Annotated in this window: 15 protein-coding genes; 4 read left to right on the top strand and 11 right to left on the bottom strand. The window is 39.8% G+C overall.

Annotation, left to right across the window (positions count from 1 at the left end; all coding sequences use genetic code 11):
* Positions 1-114: 114 nt before the first annotated feature.
* Positions 115-528 (top strand): OsmC family protein, encoded by a 414-nt coding sequence (locus IEX80_RS02615; RefSeq protein WP_176624422.1) that lies wholly within the window; start codon positions 115-117, stop codon positions 526-528.
* 220 nt (positions 529-748) lie between these two features.
* Here the strand turns inward: IEX80_RS02615 and IEX80_RS02610 are convergent, their stop codons facing one another.
* Positions 749-1,366 (bottom strand): TetR/AcrR family transcriptional regulator, encoded by a 618-nt coding sequence (locus IEX80_RS02610; RefSeq protein WP_091163733.1) that lies wholly within the window; start codon positions 1,364-1,366, stop codon positions 749-751.
* A gap of 178 nt (positions 1,367-1,544) precedes the next feature.
* Here IEX80_RS02610 and IEX80_RS02605 point away from each other — a divergent pair, with 178 nt between their 5' ends.
* The gene (locus IEX80_RS02605; RefSeq protein ID WP_188831844.1) at positions 1,545-2,672 is read left to right on the top strand and encodes a mechanosensitive ion channel family protein; all 1,128 of its coding nucleotides are present in this window, start codon (positions 1,545-1,547) and stop codon (positions 2,670-2,672) included.
* Here the strand turns inward: IEX80_RS02605 and IEX80_RS02600 are convergent.
* From IEX80_RS02600 to IEX80_RS02580, 5 genes are all read right to left on the bottom strand, one after another.
* Positions 2,651-3,154 (bottom strand): DUF4126 family protein, encoded by a 504-nt coding sequence (locus IEX80_RS02600; RefSeq protein ID WP_090526206.1) that lies wholly within the window; start codon positions 3,152-3,154, stop codon positions 2,651-2,653. The genes IEX80_RS02605 and IEX80_RS02600 overlap by 22 nt on opposite strands.
* Before the next feature lie 127 nt (positions 3,155-3,281).
* Positions 3,282-6,704 carry an efflux RND transporter permease subunit gene (locus tag IEX80_RS02595; RefSeq protein WP_188831843.1) on the bottom strand — a complete coding sequence of 1,141 codons (3,423 nt, stop codon included), beginning with the start codon at positions 6,702-6,704 and terminating at the stop codon, positions 3,282-3,284.
* Positions 6,705-6,729: 25 nt separating this feature from the next.
* On the bottom strand, positions 6,730-7,833 hold the full coding sequence (locus tag IEX80_RS02590) for an efflux RND transporter periplasmic adaptor subunit (protein ID WP_188831842.1): 1,104 nt from the start codon (positions 7,831-7,833) through the stop codon (positions 6,730-6,732).
* Positions 7,834-7,863: 30 nt separating this feature from the next.
* The gene (locus IEX80_RS02585; RefSeq protein ID WP_176624414.1) at positions 7,864-9,213 is read right to left on the bottom strand and encodes a TolC family protein; all 1,350 of its coding nucleotides are present in this window, start codon (positions 9,211-9,213) and stop codon (positions 7,864-7,866) included.
* An 80-nt stretch (positions 9,214-9,293) separates the two neighbouring features.
* Entirely contained in the window at positions 9,294-9,905 is a 612-nt protein-coding gene (locus IEX80_RS02580; RefSeq protein ID WP_090525271.1) for a TetR/AcrR family transcriptional regulator, read from the bottom strand.
* Between the two features lie 204 nt (positions 9,906-10,109).
* Between IEX80_RS02580 and purB the strand changes: the two genes are divergently transcribed.
* Together purB and IEX80_RS02570 are read left to right on the top strand one after the other, a co-directional pair.
* The gene (gene purB, locus IEX80_RS02575; protein ID WP_188831841.1) at positions 10,110-11,453 is read left to right on the top strand and encodes an adenylosuccinate lyase; all 1,344 of its coding nucleotides are present in this window, start codon (positions 10,110-10,112) and stop codon (positions 11,451-11,453) included.
* A gap of 216 nt (positions 11,454-11,669) precedes the next feature.
* Complete coding sequence (locus IEX80_RS02570) at positions 11,670-12,221, top strand: NifU family protein (RefSeq protein ID WP_188831840.1); 552 nt, start codon at positions 11,670-11,672, stop codon at positions 12,219-12,221.
* 166 nt (positions 12,222-12,387) lie between these two features.
* Here the strand turns inward: IEX80_RS02570 and IEX80_RS02565 are convergent, their stop codons facing one another.
* The 5 genes from IEX80_RS02565 to IEX80_RS02545 form a co-directional block, all read right to left on the bottom strand.
* The gene (locus tag IEX80_RS02565) at positions 12,388-13,233 is read right to left on the bottom strand and encodes a DUF4241 domain-containing protein (protein ID WP_188831839.1); all 846 of its coding nucleotides are present in this window, start codon (positions 13,231-13,233) and stop codon (positions 12,388-12,390) included.
* Between the two features lie 241 nt (positions 13,234-13,474).
* Positions 13,475-13,843, bottom strand: coding sequence for a hypothetical protein (locus tag IEX80_RS02560; protein ID WP_188831838.1), 369 nt, complete (start codon positions 13,841-13,843; stop codon positions 13,475-13,477).
* Positions 13,844-13,866: 23 nt separating this feature from the next.
* The gene (locus IEX80_RS02555; RefSeq protein ID WP_188831837.1) at positions 13,867-14,658 is read right to left on the bottom strand and encodes an inositol monophosphatase family protein; all 792 of its coding nucleotides are present in this window, start codon (positions 14,656-14,658) and stop codon (positions 13,867-13,869) included.
* On the bottom strand, positions 14,624-15,112 hold the full coding sequence (locus tag IEX80_RS02550) for a GtrA family protein (protein ID WP_188831836.1): 489 nt from the start codon (positions 15,110-15,112) through the stop codon (positions 14,624-14,626). Before IEX80_RS02550 ends, IEX80_RS02555 begins: the two co-directional genes overlap by 35 nt.
* The gene (locus IEX80_RS02545; RefSeq protein ID WP_090525260.1) at positions 15,105-16,274 is read right to left on the bottom strand and encodes a prolipoprotein diacylglyceryl transferase; all 1,170 of its coding nucleotides are present in this window, start codon (positions 16,272-16,274) and stop codon (positions 15,105-15,107) included. The genes IEX80_RS02550 and IEX80_RS02545 overlap by 8 nt, the downstream gene beginning before the upstream one ends.
* Between the last annotated feature and the right edge of the window lie 14 nt (positions 16,275-16,288).

Here is a 16,288-nt window from a genome sequence, read left to right as displayed (position 1 = left end):
TATTGAGTCGGAAGTCGCCAATCTGTTTTTTTGCTTTTCTATACTTAGAACTCATGCCTTAGGACTAAGGACTAAGCTTAATTTATTAATAACAATACTCTATTTAAACGCCTTATGGAAGAAACCGGAATTGAGTTGATAGAAACAGCTACTGCACTTATAGGACTCACTCAATATCAAACAGTAGTTAACAGCGGTGGGCATGGCCTTATAACCGATGAACCCCTTGAGGCCGAAGGCAGCAATACAGGCATGAACCCATTTAGTTTGTTACTGGCGAGCCTCGCAAGCTGCACTGCAATCACCCTGCGCATGTACATTAACCGTAAAATGTGGCCTATAGAGGAAATTAAAGCCGATGTTGAAATGTTTAAGACTTTAAGTGGTACACGCATTGAAACTAAAATTAGCTTTAAAGGTGAAGTAAATGACGAACAAAGAGACCGGTTATTGAAAATAGCAAATGCATGCCCGGTACATAAAATATTGACCGGCAATATTGCTATCCGTACAAATATCAACCCATAAAAAAGCCCGCACGGCAAAAAGCTATGCAGGCTAAATCACTCTAAAACAATCACCTCTTAAAAAAGAAGTATTTTATAAATAACTAAACAGGGAGGTAATTACCTGGCTATTAAATTATTTGTAAGTACAAATGTACCCATAAATAATAGCCATAATATTTAACAGCCAATTCATTTGACGGCTAACTGACAGTATGGAGTATTTATACCTTAAGATGACTTTAGTACATCAATCCTTTGATAAAAATATCAAGCAGGAGTAGTTTTTTATGATGAATTTCTTCCAGGTGTTCCTTGCGCGGAAAGTTAGTTTTCTTTTGAGATATCGCCCCCACCCTGATGCCGTGCAAAGCATCCATCAATACATCAACAACTTCGTCAGGATTTTCTACAGGCTTAATGGCTCCTTTTTCAACTTCCGATTTAATAGCATTGCTTAACAAGTTTAGCTCGGCACTGTGAACTTCGCTAACTATTTGCCAAATGGTTTCGGGGAGGTTTTGTTCGTTAAGCCTGAAAAAATCAAAAAAGTTATAATTGTTTACTATAAACTCATGATGGGTATTTACCTGGAAGGTGAAAGCTTCTTTTAAATTGGTAAATGTATTTAGCCTGTTTTCAAGTGTTTTAAGATAATCAGTAGCAAGCTTACGCATTACAGCAATGTACAACTGGCTTTTATCCGGGAAATAATAATAAAGCAGGGCCTTTGACATAGAGAGGTCGCCGGCTATTTCGTTCATGGTAGTTTTTGAATAACCGTAATGTAAAAAGCGCTGGTGCGAGGCTTCTAAAATTTTCTCTCTTTTAATATCCTGCTGGTCATTCACTGCTGCCATGTGCTCGTTAAGTTTTATTTAAACAGGTAAACAAAAAGTTAAGACAATCGATTTCCTGACTTTTTTAACAAAACTATCAAAAATTCATTAAACATATGTAACAACACCCGGTACCGCGGCATTTGCTAAAACAATTTTACATTCCAACTATTTTACTGTAGAAAACATTTGCCTTGCTATGAATATTGAAAACAGCTTACCCCCCGACCTGCTTACATTTTCACAGCGCATACCGTCATTTGCCTGGAACCTGATCATCGCGCTGGTAGCCGTACTTGTTGGCCTTATTATAAAATTCATAATAACCTGTCTATTTAAATTTTATGCAAAAAAAGCAGATACATCCTACTCAATCTTAAGATCGATACTGGTTAACCTTGGGCCGGCTGTAGCTTATTTCATCCCACTGTTTCTATTCAATATCCTTTCGCCATTAATGCGAATGAATCCGGTTTATTACAAACCTCTTGACAAAACTTTTGAGATTTTACTTACCATATCTTTCGCGGGCCTGCTTGTACGTTCGGTAAGGATCCTGGAAGATTACATCTATCACACTTACGACCTTAATAAAGTGGATAACCTGAAGGAACGTAAGGTACGCACCCAAATCCAGTTTATCCGTAAGATCATTGTAGTGACCATCATCTTTTTAACAATTGCCATTATCTTGCTCAGTTTTGAAAGTATGCGCAAGATAGGTACCGGTTTACTTACCGGCGTTGGTATAGGCGGTATCATAGTTGGGTTTGCAGCACAGAGCTCATTAGGTAATTTGCTGGCCGGCTTCCAGATAGCGTTTACTCAGCCTATTCGTATTGATGATGTTTTGGTTGTAGAGGGCGAATGGGGGCGCGTAGAAGAGATCACGCTTACTTATGTGGTTTTAAAGATCTGGGACGAACGTAGGCTGATACTTCCCATCAATTACTTTATTCAAAAACCCTTTCAGAACTGGACAAGGACATCTGCCGACATTTTGGGCACCGTATTTTTATACATGGACCATACCGCCCCTATTGATGCTATACGCGAAGAATTTGAACGTCTGATAGTTAAATCAAACTTATGGGATAAACGGGTTAAAGTAGTACAGGTAACTGATGTTAAAGAACATACCATTGAGATCAGGGTGTTAATGAGCTCCCGAACCTCATCAGATGCTTTTGACCTGCGCTGCTATATCCGCGAAAACCTGGTAACCTTTATTCAAAAGAACTATCCTGACAGCCTGCCCCGATCGCGTAATGAGATCAGTAACCTGGGAGAACTTGAAAAATATGTTCAGCCTGCAACCGGGGCATAAATCAGCTTGCTTAAGCCAAAACCCGATCCTATTACCAAAGCATCTTCAATCGCGCCAATTAATGGATCGGCAATATGATTTGCCTTAACTGTGTTTTTTCGCAGGAAGTAGCTTCCGTAGGTGGCTGCTATTGCCACTGCCCCTCCTATCAGTGCTCCGGTTAATGCTTTACCGCCAACAGCTTTGTAAATACTTGCGCCGGCCAAAGCACCTGATAGCCCCCTTGCCGCTAACCCGGTGGGTTCTATACGGTTTGGAGTTGAAGGTAATTTATCCGCAATAACTTCAGTAACCGATAAGATCTTTAAAACAGCAGCCACGGTTGTTGATTGCATGAACCTTAGCGGTGATTTTTCAAGTTGCTTTGATGGATGATGACTTAATACATGCGTTGTTACAACAGGGGCAGATAAGGTACGCATACCGGCTAATGTACCAAGGCCTATTACCGGCCAAAGCGGTTTTGATATTTCAAGTTTCATGGCTGTGATAAACGTTTGCATAAAGAACCATAAATACATTATTATGTTTTATTTAAAAAACTGTCATAAAACAAAACAGCCGCAATCTTTCGACCGCGGCTGTTTGTGTTACTAATGGCTCTCTATTTTAAACTGTTTCTGTTTCCAATACCTCCACATGTTTGGTTTCAACCGATTTTTTACCGAACAGCCTTGCTTTAAGATTATAGCGGATGAGGTATAAACAAGGTACAAGGATCAATGTAATGATGGTAGCGAAACCTAAACCAAAGATCATTGTCCAGGCTAATGGGCCCCAGAAAGCAACGTTATCACCACCAAAATGGATATGCGGTGCAAAATGGGTAAACAAGCCAACGAAATCGATATTGAAACCAACTGCCAGCGGTATTAAACCTAAAATAGCAGCTGTTGCGGTTAACAATACAGGAGTCATACGGGTATGACCGGCTTCAACCACCGCATCGTGGATGCTTACCCCCTGCTCCAACAGCATATCGGTAAACTCAACCAATAAAATCCCGTTACGAACAACCACACCTGCCAGCGCGATGATACCAATACCTGTCATTACGATAGACATGGTCATGCCAAATACGCTAACCCCCAGCAACACACCAATAATACTAAAGAGGATCTCGCTGATAATAATAAGCGTTTTGCCAATAGAGTTAAACTGGATCATTAAAATAACAAGAATAAGTCCAAATGACACACCAAGGGCAGAAAGCAGGAATGTCATGGCTTCCATTTGGTCTTCCTGGCCACCACCCTGGCGTATGATAACGTTATCCGGCTTTTTGAAGTTATTAATAGCTTTTAAAATATTGGCGTTAACATCATTAGGGTTGTTAGGCTTAATAACATTTGAGCCAAGTGTTAAAACCCTGCGTTGCTGTTTACGCCTGATATTGCTGTACGTAGTTGTATAACGTACATCAGTGAAAGCTGATATTGGCACCTGGCGTATTGTTCCATTCATTGCCATATCGCGATAGGTTATTTTTAAGTTTTTGATCTCATCAATACTGCCTCGCTGATCTTCGAGCGCTCTTACTTTTATTTGATAATCATCCTCTTTAGTATTTCTAAAATCAGCTGCTTTTTTTCCAAAAATAGCGGTTGCCAAATTATCAGTAATCTGCCCGGACGATATTCCTTCCCTGTTGGCACGCTCACGGTCAACATCAAATACTATTTCAGGCTTATCACTTTGCACGTCGGCAATAAGATTTTCGATACCAGCAATATTCTGTTTTGCTAAATAATTTTTCAGTCGCGTGCCTGTCGCTACCAAAGTATCTAAATTATCACCAACAATTTCAATACTTATATCCTTTTGTACAGGCGGGCCACTATTTTCTTGGGTTACTGATATTTTAGCGCCAGGGACACCTTGTACAGCTTCACGTATACGTTTGAGTATTGCTTTAGTATCTTTTCCGTTTCGCTTACCAAACTCAACAAAAGCAACTGTTATTTTGCCTTTATTCTGGTAGTCACTTTGGTCTTCATCTGTGGGATCATTTACTCCCTTTGTAACATTTGAAATAACTGACGACACAATATCCTTATCGGGCTCAACAACTGTTGCAACCTTTTTTTCTATCTGCCTGGTTACTTCATTAGTATAAGCTTGATCGGTACCGATAGGCAAAGTAATATAGACGTATGCAAAGTTAGGGTCGCCGGAAGGAAAAAACTCCGGAGTCTTTCCTCGTACTGCCATCAGGAAAATAGCAAAACCGAATAAGCCAATGGTTCCTACCAAAACGGTTACTGGTCTGCGGACAGCGCGTTCAAGCCATTTGGCATACCAATTTTGAAATTTGGGCCAGGCGTTTTTCTGAAATTTGTCAATAATCCGCAGCAGGAAGAAATGATTGATCAGATATAATACCATGATCAGCACCATCAGGTTGCCAAAACCAATATTGATCAAGTAACCGATTACCGCAGCGATGGCCAAAAATATCATAGCCCTTTTTGTAGGCCTGTCAAACTTAGGGTTATCATGCTCACCATCATGATGAGGTTTCATAAAATCAACCGCAAATACAGGGTTAAAGATATAGGCTACCACCAACGATGCCAACAAAGTAATGATCAGTGTTATAGGCAGGAAAAACATGAAATGGCCAATCAAACTATTCCAGAATGCCAATGGTATAAATGGAGCCAAAGTGGTCATGGTCCCTGAAAACACTGGCAAGAAAACCTCGCCTGCAGCCATTTTTGCGGCCTCCTTAATCGGAACCTTTCCGTTAGCAAAAATACGGTGTGTATTTTCTATCACCACAATAGCATCATCTACCACAATACCCAGCGCCAGCAAAAACGAGAACAACACGATCATATTGAGCGTAAAGCCAATAGCAGGCATCACCAAAAAGGCTATAAAGCATGACAACGGAACCGAGAGCGCAACGAAAATAGCATTGGTTGTGCCCATGAAAAACATCAGGATAACGGTAACCAGCAAAAAACCAATAACAATCGTGTTGATTAAGTCGTTTAACGTTGTGCGGGTTTTGTCAGATTGATCCCCGGTTACTGTAATATCTAATCCTTTGGGAAATACTGTCTTCTGCTTAAGTTTGATCAGGTCGTTGATTTTGTCTGAGGCTTCTATCAAGTTTTCCCCCGCCCTTTTACTTACATTAAGAGTAATTACATTTTTAAAATTAGGGTTGGCATTAGTTTTCAAACGAGCATAGCTTTCCTGCTCAAGAAATGAATCCTTCACTTCCGCAATATCCCTAAGATATATTGGCTGTCCTTTAGGGTTCCTGATTACCATTGCTTTTACTTCATCAGCATTTTTAAAATCCTGCTTGATATCAATGGTACGTCGTACTCCATCTGTTTTCACTGTGCCCGTAGAAGCTAATATATTTTCGTTTCCTACAGCTGTAGTAATATCATTGAAGGTAAGCTGCGCGGCAGCCATTTTATTGATATCGACATTTATTTGAATTTCTGGAGTCAATGCGCCCACCTCGTCTACTTTAGAGATTTCTTTAAATCCTTCTATTTCATCTTTTAACGCGTCTGCATATTCTTTAAGCTTTTTGAGGTCGTAATTACCCGATATATTTATATAAAGGATAGGGATATCAGCCACATTAATATCTGAAATGGTCGATTCCTTAAGATTTGGATCTCCTTGCGGAAGATCCTGCTTCGCTTTATCAACAGCTTCCTTAACATCTGTTTTCGCATCTTTTATATCAATATCAGCATTGAACTCCGCAGTAATTACCGAAGCGTTTTGAATTGAATTAGATGTTACCTTTTTTAAACCTTTTAATGATTTCAGGCGTTTTTCGATTTGCCTGGTTACCAAATTTTCAATATTTTGCGGTGATTGCCCCAGAAACTGTGTTGTGACAAACACCTTTGATTGCGCTATGTCCGGGAAGTTTTCCTTTGGTAAACGGTTATAACTTATCAGCCCCAGCGCAGTGATCAGGAACATGAGCACGTAAATGGCTGTTTTGTTATCAATGGCCCAGCTTGAAGGGCCAAATTCTTTTTTTACATCTTTCATAATGAACAGATCAATTGATTAATAACTAATTGGCCGACTGAACAACTTTGATCTTATCGCCGTCTTCTATTTCAGTTGCACCTTCAACAACCAGCTGGTCGCCGGCTTTTAAGCCTGATAATATCTCTGTTTGGCCACCATAGGTAACACCCGATTTTACATTCACCTGTTTGGCAATACCATTCTGATTAACAAAAACATGGTCGCCATTCTCTGATTTCTGTATAGCTTTAACCGGTACTGCTATGGTATTTGTTTTTGAATAATCAGCAATTTTTAAAATTGCAGTCATATTAGGGCGAAGTGTGCTGCGCTGAGGTAATTTGACCTCCACACCGAAACTACGCGATGTTGGGTCGATGGCTTTGGCCGCAAAAGTAACTTTAGTAACCAACGAGTCCTTAGCATCCGGAATTAATATTTTGACATCGTTACCGGTATTTACGCTACTTGCATATGATTCAGGGACATCGGCCTTAACTTTTAAAACATCGGCATTCACAATACGGATCCCTGTTTGCCCCGGCGTGGCACCCTGTCCGAGTTTCAGGTCCATTTGATCTACGGTACCAGAAATTGGCGATATGATGCGGTATAAACCCGATTGCCTTTTTAAGGAAGCCAAAGCTTTCTGATTGCTTTGCAATGCGGTTTGAGCTTGCAGATATTGTACTTCAGTGCCAATTTTCTGATCCCAAAGGTTTTTTTGACGATCAAACAACTGTTGGCTTAAGCTAACCTGTGCTTCGGCTTGTGCTATATTTTGTTGCATAACACTATTATCCAGTTGTGCTAACACCTGGCCTTTAGTTACATGCTGGCCTGGTTTTACGTAAATAGCAGTAATAACAGCCGATGCCTGCGGATAGGCAGTAACGTTATCCTGCGCATCTATTTTACCCTGGATCTGTACATAGTTAGTAAAACTGCCATTTTTCACTTCTGTAACACTTACATCAGTTGTTTTAACCGAATCGGTAGTACCCATTTCAGCCTGCAGCTTCGCTATTTTTGAATTGATATCCGATTGTTGCTTTTGCAGATAGGCCAGTTCGGCCTTTTTATCTTTGGGCTTACTTGAGCATGCAGCCAGTAAAACCAGGAAAGGTATGTATATGAGTTTTTTCATTTTCATTGTTATATAGTGAGTTTAGTGTTGTTATTTAATTCGTCCGTAAGCTTTGTCAAGGTCAACTTTACTAACCAGGGCATCATAAAGACCTTGTATATATTTGTTATCGGCATCTTCAAGAGATGTTTGAGCCTGTGTAACCTCAATGCTTGAGCCTACCCCCTGCTGATATTTTACTTTTGATACACGCAGTACTTCCTGTGCAAGCTCCTGGTTACGTTTTTGATTATTAAGTGATTGTAAGCCATTAATGTATGACACAGTTGCCACCTTTGCATCAAGATTTATCGTATTTTTAAGGTTTACGAGGTCGTTTGTTGATTTTTGCACCTCAATTTTTGCCTGTCTTACCTGGTTTAGTCTTTGCCCGCCACTGAAAATAGGAACGTTGAGCGTTAAACCGATATAACTTGAAGGAAAAACCTGGCTGTAAAGCTTACTAAAATTATTATTCTGATATGATGCCGCATAGCTGCCATTCGCGCTTAATGTTGGCAAATAAGTTGTTTTTTTGTTTTGCAGATCAAGCTCATTTAGTTTTTTCTGAGTTTCCTGCAAGGAGTACTCTATACGATTATGGTAAAAGCCTGTATCTACCGACATTTCTGCAACGTTATTATCAAGGCTAACGTCGCTTAGCTTATCTTTCAACACAAGGTTTTCATCAACAGGCATTCCCATCTGAAACTTCAGCATTTGATAGTTCAAAGCCAATGAACGTACAACGTTTTCGCGGTTAGTTATTAAATTATTGTATTGCACAGTAATGCGGTCTACATCAATTTTTTCAACAAAGCCTTGCTTATTTTGTGCTACGGTTTGGTCAACCTGCTGTTTTAACTGGGTTATATTAGCATCGTATAGTTTAATTTGTTCGTCGCTAACCAAAACCTGATAATATGCTTTGGTGACAGCAACGTTGGCTTCAATTTTTGAGCGGGTATAATTACGCTGTGAAAGCTCACGATATGTTCTTGAAGCCTTTAAACCAACAAGATAACTCCCGTTAAAAAGGATCTGGTTTAAACTAACACCAAGGTTTGATTGGTACTTTACGCCAAATTTAACCGGCACAAAGGTACCAGGGGCTCCAAAAAACTCACCCGGTAATAACGTGGTTGGTATTTTAAGATAATCCTGGAATGAGGCTGAGCCGCTGATTTGTGGTAAGCCAATGCCGGTTGTTTCTTTAACCTTATACTCCGCACTTTTGATATCAAGACCCGAGTTCACAACTGCGCTTTGATGCTCGTAAGCATAATTGACACAATCCTGAACTGTAAAGTTATAGGTTTGTCCATTTGGCGTCGCCTCCTGCGCGTAGCTTTTAAAGGCTATGGCACAAAATACAGTTGCCGTAAAAAATAGATATTTCATTATATATATTGTGGTTGAGTGATTTACTTAAACTGATACAAATTTCTTTTAGCTATTGACAACCTTGTGTCAGCAGCCGGTTATTCATTATTAATATTTTTATATTCGTTAAGCAGCTTGTAGCCCTCAAGCGTACAAATGCCATAGTTAAAATGATCTAAAAACTGAACTTGTACCTTCCAGGGGCTAAATTCAGTTACCGGGAATATTGAAGTGTTAAAACCCAACTCCACCTGGTTAACCCGCATCCGTGCCATTATCTTTACGTCAATATCCTTACGAATGTAACCCTGACCCATGCCTTTAGTTAAAAGTTCTTCCATTTTTTGGATCAGTACCCCGGCCTTGAATCTTTGAAAGTCTTCCCAGGCTTCAGCATGATATTTTTGCAAATCATGAATAACAATCGGGTTGATCCTTGAAAATATCTCTTCTGAGCATTTGGTCATGTTGATCATCTCCTCAATCACATTAGCTGATTTACTGATAATCTCATTCATTTGATCCTCATCTTCCTTCAATTTCTTTTTTGTAAGGGCAACAACTAATTCGTTTTTGTCCTTGAAAAATTGATAGATCGTTTTTTTTGACATGCCAAGGTGCCTGGCTATATCATCCATCGTGATACTTTTAATCCCCGCCGTTAAAAACAGGTCTTCAGCACCTTTTATAATTCTTTCTGTTTGACTCATTGACTTTCCGGGTCAAAACTAAGGAAACATTTTTTGAATAAAAAGTTTCCATTCATTTTTACTTTTTCATTACAAATACTTATTTGCTTTTTTTAACATCAGTTAGTTATTGTTTGTTGTAGTGGCTTATTTGCAAAGCTTTTAATCTGCCGATGGCACATCAAAAATGATTACCTTTGCAAAAAATTATACCACTCTTTTAATATGACGCTTACTCCACTTTCAGCGATCTCGCCTATTGATGGCCGTTATAGAAACACCACCGCCGAACTTGCCGCGTACTTTTCAGAATATGCCCTTATCAAGTACCGCGTATTTGTTGAGATAGAATATTTTATAGCACTTGCCGAATATCCACTACCTCAGTTACAATCATTTGATAAAAATCTATCAGAAAAGTTACGCGATATTTACAGGATTTTTTCGGAAGATGACGCTGAAAGCATTAAAGTGATTGAAAAAACGACAAATCACGATGTTAAAGCGGTTGAATATTTCATTAAAAAAGAGTTTGATAAATTAGGTTTGGAGCCCTACAAAGAGTTTATCCACTTTGGCCTTACTTCTCAGGATATCAACAACACTGCTATTCCATATACCTTTAAGCTTGCTCTGAATAACAGCTACTACCCTGCCATTAATAACCTGATTAGTATCCTGAAAGCATTTGCTGCCGAGTGGGAAAATGTTCCGTTATTGGCGCATACGCATGGCCAGCCAGCTTCTCCAACCCGGTTAGGCAAAGAGATCCTGGTATTTGTTGAACGTTTGGAAGCCCAGCTTGAGTTGCTAAAACCTATTCCAAATTCAGCCAAGTTTGGTGGCGCTACCGGTAATTTTAACGCTCACTTTATCGCCTATCCTGATAAGGACTGGAAATCATTCGGTAATCATTTTGTGAACGAAATATTGGGTTTAAAACGCTCGCAGTTTACTACCCAAATTGAGCACTACGATAATTTTGCCGCACAATGTGATGCTTTGAAACGCATTAACAATATCCTGATTGATCTTGACCGTGATATGTGGACCTACATATCCATGAACTACTTTAAACAAAAGATCAAAGCGGGCGAAGTTGGCTCATCGGCCATGCCGCATAAGGTTAACCCTATCGATTTTGAAAATTCGGAAGGTAACTTGGGCATCGCTAATGCTTTGTTTGAGCACCTTGCGGCCAAATTGCCAATTTCAAGGTTACAGCGCGACCTTACCGACTCGACCGTATTAAGGAACATCGGTGTACCTTTTGCACATACATTGATCGCCATTAAATCAACCGTAAGGGGATTAAACAAGCTGTTATTGAATACCGATGCCATTAATGCCGATCTGGAAGCTAACTGGCCGGTTGTTGCAGAAGCCATCCAAACCATATTAAGGCGTGAGGGCTACCCTAACCCTTACGAAGCCCTGAAAGATCTTACCCGCACCAATCAGCAGATCAACGCCAACACAATAGCAGAGTTTGTTGATACGTTAGATATAAGTGATGCTATTAAAGATGAGATCAAAAAGATAACGCCGTTGAACTATACTGGTATTTAATCTGCAGATTTCAAATGTGCAGATGTGCAAATTATATTATGATTTTTTGATGCTTTAATTATACATCAATTTGCACATCTGAAATCTGCACATTTGAAATTTACTCATCTGCACATCGGAAGTCACATCAAAGAAATGTCATAACAAAGTTTAGGGTAGCTTTTAATAAAAAAGGTAGTTAAATTTGTTAATTAGATTGAATAAAAACACGAGACGATGAACATCAACGTATATACCGAATTAACGCCGAACCCGGCAACTATGAAATTCATAGTTAATAAACTGCTTATTAATGGCAGTGTTGACTTCCCTACTAAGGAAAGTGCCGAACATTCACCTTTTGCAAAGGAACTGTACAAGTTTTCGTTTGTAAATGGTGTTTTCTTTGCCAGCAATTTTGTTACCATTACCAAAACTGAAGGCAGCGACTGGGCGGATGTTGAGCCGATAATGAAAGAGTTTGTTAAAGGCGCCGTCGAATCAGAGTTAAAGATCCAGTTAGAGGAAGAAGCTGAAGCCGGAAACTTTGAAGGCACTGAAACCGAAGTGAAAATTCAGCAGATCCTGCATGATTACGTTCGCCCGGCTGTTGAGCAGGATGGCGGCGCTATCTCTTACCGCTCATTTAACGAGGGTGTTGTAACTGTTGAACTTCGCGGTTCATGCAGCGGTTGCCCGTCATCAACCGTAACACTTAAAGCCGGTATCGAAAACCTGCTTAAGCGTATGGTGCCTGAAGTTACTGAGGTGGTTTCAGAAGCTTTATAATATTGAAGATTGGAGGTTCGAGCCCTATTGTTTACAAAAAAGCCTTTCATGAAAATGAAAGGCTTTGGATTTTCACTAAAGATCTATAATGAAGCGTTTACTATCAGAAGCTTAAAAACAAAATAATTTATATACCCAATAGGTTCTTGAGTGATTGAAAAAAGCTTTATTTTTTTTCTGATTTTAGTGGCAAAACAAGGAAGTCAATTATCAATGAAACTATTTTGTTATTTTTAGTAACACCCCAATACGAAGGATAAGTTCCATCACCATAACCTGATTGAAACATCACAATGTTATCATTAGTATTGGGAATTTTCAAATTCACCCAATCTCCTGCATCATTTGGATTATTGGGTTCTTTTGCATTCTTTTTGAATTCAGCGGCAAGAAAATCATCATAAATATTCCCCCCAGGATGCTTTGTCATTAAATCATTTTCAAATTTTCTATATTCCCGGCCGACCTTATCATCAAAAAAACATGCTAAACCCGCATCAACAGGAAAACCTAAAAAATCATCTTTATCTGTCAACTTAGAAATATCATCGCCATCCTGAGTCGCAAGAATCCATCGATCTGCTTTTTCCGAACTAAATTCCAATTTAGCAATTGCATATCTATCTCCGGACTTTTCAGTCTTAGCTATATATATTTTAACTGGATATTGTCCGGGTGTGATGGTTTTAGTAAAAGGCTTGGGATTGGGAGTAGTAAGGGGATCGCAAGCAACGACCTTTCCCGTAGGAATACTAAGCTTGCCCATCTCGAGCAATTCTATTTTTGTACCATCTACAATAGCATTGTCAAAAACCATATTGTAATCAACAGAAGATTGTTTTTCTGTCTGGGTATTTAGTTTCCGTTTAGCAGTGATTATTGTTTTCCTATCACTTTTATGTTGTGTATTGCAACTACAGCCCATACTCATTAATACAGCTATCAATGCAACACATACCAACGACAGATGTTGGTCAAAACCTTGACAATTGCGGTAATTTTTAAAGTTCATGATAAGGTTTTAAGATAAAAAAAAATAACTAAGATAAACAAGTACCCTTACTTATAAATACTTTCCAATCACCCCCAGCATCTCCCCTGTTATCTTACCATTAGTAGCCAACAGTTCCCTGGTATCCAAAACTTCAGAGCCTCAACTGGCGCGAGTATGTAGCGTTGGGAAAAACCCGGTGTACTCGTGAACATTAATTTGATATTAGGAAAGTCACGAGTGAAGGACTTCTTTTATACTACTAATCTAACGATTGAGGTGGACCAGCCTGCCCAATGATATCTCCGCCAAATTTCACCAAATTAAACAATCTAATAACCGACCAACTAAGTTCGTCTTGATTGCAATAATATCCGTCAATTTCCCCAAAGACCTTATAGTTAGAAATATTGAACCCTTCTTCAATATCATTATACCAAATAACTTTTGTTCCACAAATTGCTACAACCCAAAATCCGCCCCCCTCGTTACCAAGTTCATTTTCAATCCACTTTGTCGGATAAACTTTAATTAACTGCCAAAAATTCCACAAGTCTCCATTTAAATTAGCTTCTGTCTTATGAATTTTGTCAAAAAGTTCTCCTAAAGATATGGGCTTCCACTTATCCATAACATTTGGGGTTAAAGTAACAATTACCTAAAATACTTCTGAATTACCTGCAACATCTCCCCTGTTATCCTACTATTAGTAGCCAACAGCTCCCGGGTATCCAATACCTCAGAACCGCCTTTAAAGTTCACCACTTCGCCTCCTGCTTGTTTTACAATCACAATACCGGCGGCCACATCCCAGGCGTTAAGGTTATACTCGTAAAAAGCATCAAAACGACCGCAGGCAGTATAAGCGAGGTCAACAGCTGCAGAACCTAAACGGCGCAAGCCATGACTGCTGCGCATCAGCTCGGTAAATAATTCGATATAGGCTGCCTGCTTTGTAAAATCGTAATATGGGAAACCGGTTGCCAATAAGCTGGTGCCAACTGTGTTGTTTTTGCTTACACTGATCTCTTTGCCGTTCAGGTATGCGGGCGCATCTTTCCAGGCATAGAAACACTCATCAAGATTTATTTCATATATTACACCGGCTATCAGCTCATCATATTCTTTCAACGCGATACTTACTGAAAAAGCGGGTACTCCATGAATGAAATTGGTAGTACCATCCAGAGGGTCAATGATCCAGTTGTAACGCTCGCCTATTTTGGTTGTTGTCTTTTCTTCGGTGATGAACCCTGCTTCAGGCAAAATTTTGCTCAGGCCTTTTACTATAGTTTCTTCGGCGGTTTTATCAACGTAGGACACCATATCGTTAAGGCCTTTATATTCTATCTTATCAGGATCAAATGCTTTACGTTCCTGCCTGATGAAATCACCCGCCTGTTTTGAAACTTCAATTACCTGGTTTATGATGTTCGCTGTTTGCATGGTTACGTTTTAATGAGAGGCTAAATGAAAAAACTTTATGAATAAAAAAACTTGCGAAGAACAGGCTTAGCGCCGCCGAGATCCGCGCTACCGTAGGGTTAAAACTGCATGCCTGGATCAATATTTTCACAACAGATAAGTTAGCGAAGAACCCAATTATAGCCACCGTTACAAAGCGAAAAAACTGCTTGCGCGGTGCCGATTTAGATTCATTGAACACCATGTAACGGGTAATTAAAAAATTAACTACCACGCCCATAAAAAACGACAATGCCAATGATACGGTATAGTTACGAACGGTAAGCCCGAATATCCTATAAGTATGCTGTATTAAAAGGTTGTGGTAAAAAAGATAAAACGCCGAAACATCCACCAAAAAGCCGGCACCGGCCGAAACTACAAATCTGAATACCTGGTTATGGATTAAACTGCCTTTTGATTTGTTATCAGCCATTTGTTGTGCCCAGCGCTTTCTTTTCTTTGTTTAATCCGGTTACAATAAGTGTAATACCGCCTAAAACCATGATCACAGAGATCATTTCGGCCTGGGTAAATGAAACACCCGCAACAACATACTTTGTATTAACCCTGATGAGCTCAATAAAGAAACGCTCAACGCCTGCTAATATCATGTATATACCAAACAAAACGCCCGGAGCTTTAAAAATGTGCCTTATTTTCCACAATACAAAGAACAGTAATAAACAAATTACAGATTCGTAAAACGAGGTTGGATAAACCGGATATTGAAGTTCATGGCAAAATTTACCCACGCAATCCATCATCTGCACACCTTCGTCGTTCACGTTGTGCGGAAATTTGAAGCTCCACATCCAATCAGGTGCCCAGCTTAACCAATGAGGCTTCGGCGCCAGGTTAACTATACCCCAATCACCATCGCCGCTCATCTGGCATCCGATACGGCCTAAAGCATAAGCCAGCATCATGCCCGGGCCACCGATATCAAGCATATCCAGCGGTTTAATGCCATGTTTGTTAGCAATATAGAGTACTGCCGCGCCACCGCAGATCAGACCGCCATAAAAGGTTAAACCACTAAAGCCTATCAGCATGCCAACCGGGTCTTTCATAAAGTCGCCCCAGTTTTCCAACGCATTAAACAGCTTGGCACCAGCAAAGCCGAACACGGCTGCCCATAACAATATACTACCCATCAATTCATTGGGATGTACATCTACATCTTTGGTCACCGGTTTATCAAGCTTTTGTTTTTGAGCTTCATGCCATGCCCAGTACGCGAACGCTGCAGCTCCAAGGATCCCACCTATCCAGTTGCCTCGCAGGGATAACAAAAACTCCTGCGGGTTATCTATAAGAGCCTGGTAATTAAGGATACAGTCAACAATTTTATAGCCTAATATGAAGCCAAAAACACCATTTCCCGCAAGCTCGGCATTTGAAGCCGGCAACCCGATAGTAACCCGTTTTTTAAAAGTATGGATTACGCCTAACGCTTCTTTACGTTTAAACTCCTGGCCAAATGCCCAATAAGCGCCAACAAAAGCTATCGCCACAAAAAAGCCGAAGGTTTGTATAGGCAAAGGAAGATTAAAACCAAAAAGGTATTTCAGTAACGATGTAAGCGTTGGAAACATAGGTTATATTTTAA

This window comes from Mucilaginibacter rubeus (assembly GCF_014643835.1).
Lineage (GTDB): Bacteria > Bacteroidota > Bacteroidia > Sphingobacteriales > Sphingobacteriaceae > Mucilaginibacter > Mucilaginibacter rubeus.
The sequence above is the reverse complement of the archived record's forward strand: the minus strand, read 5'-3'. Positions and strand labels throughout refer to the sequence as shown.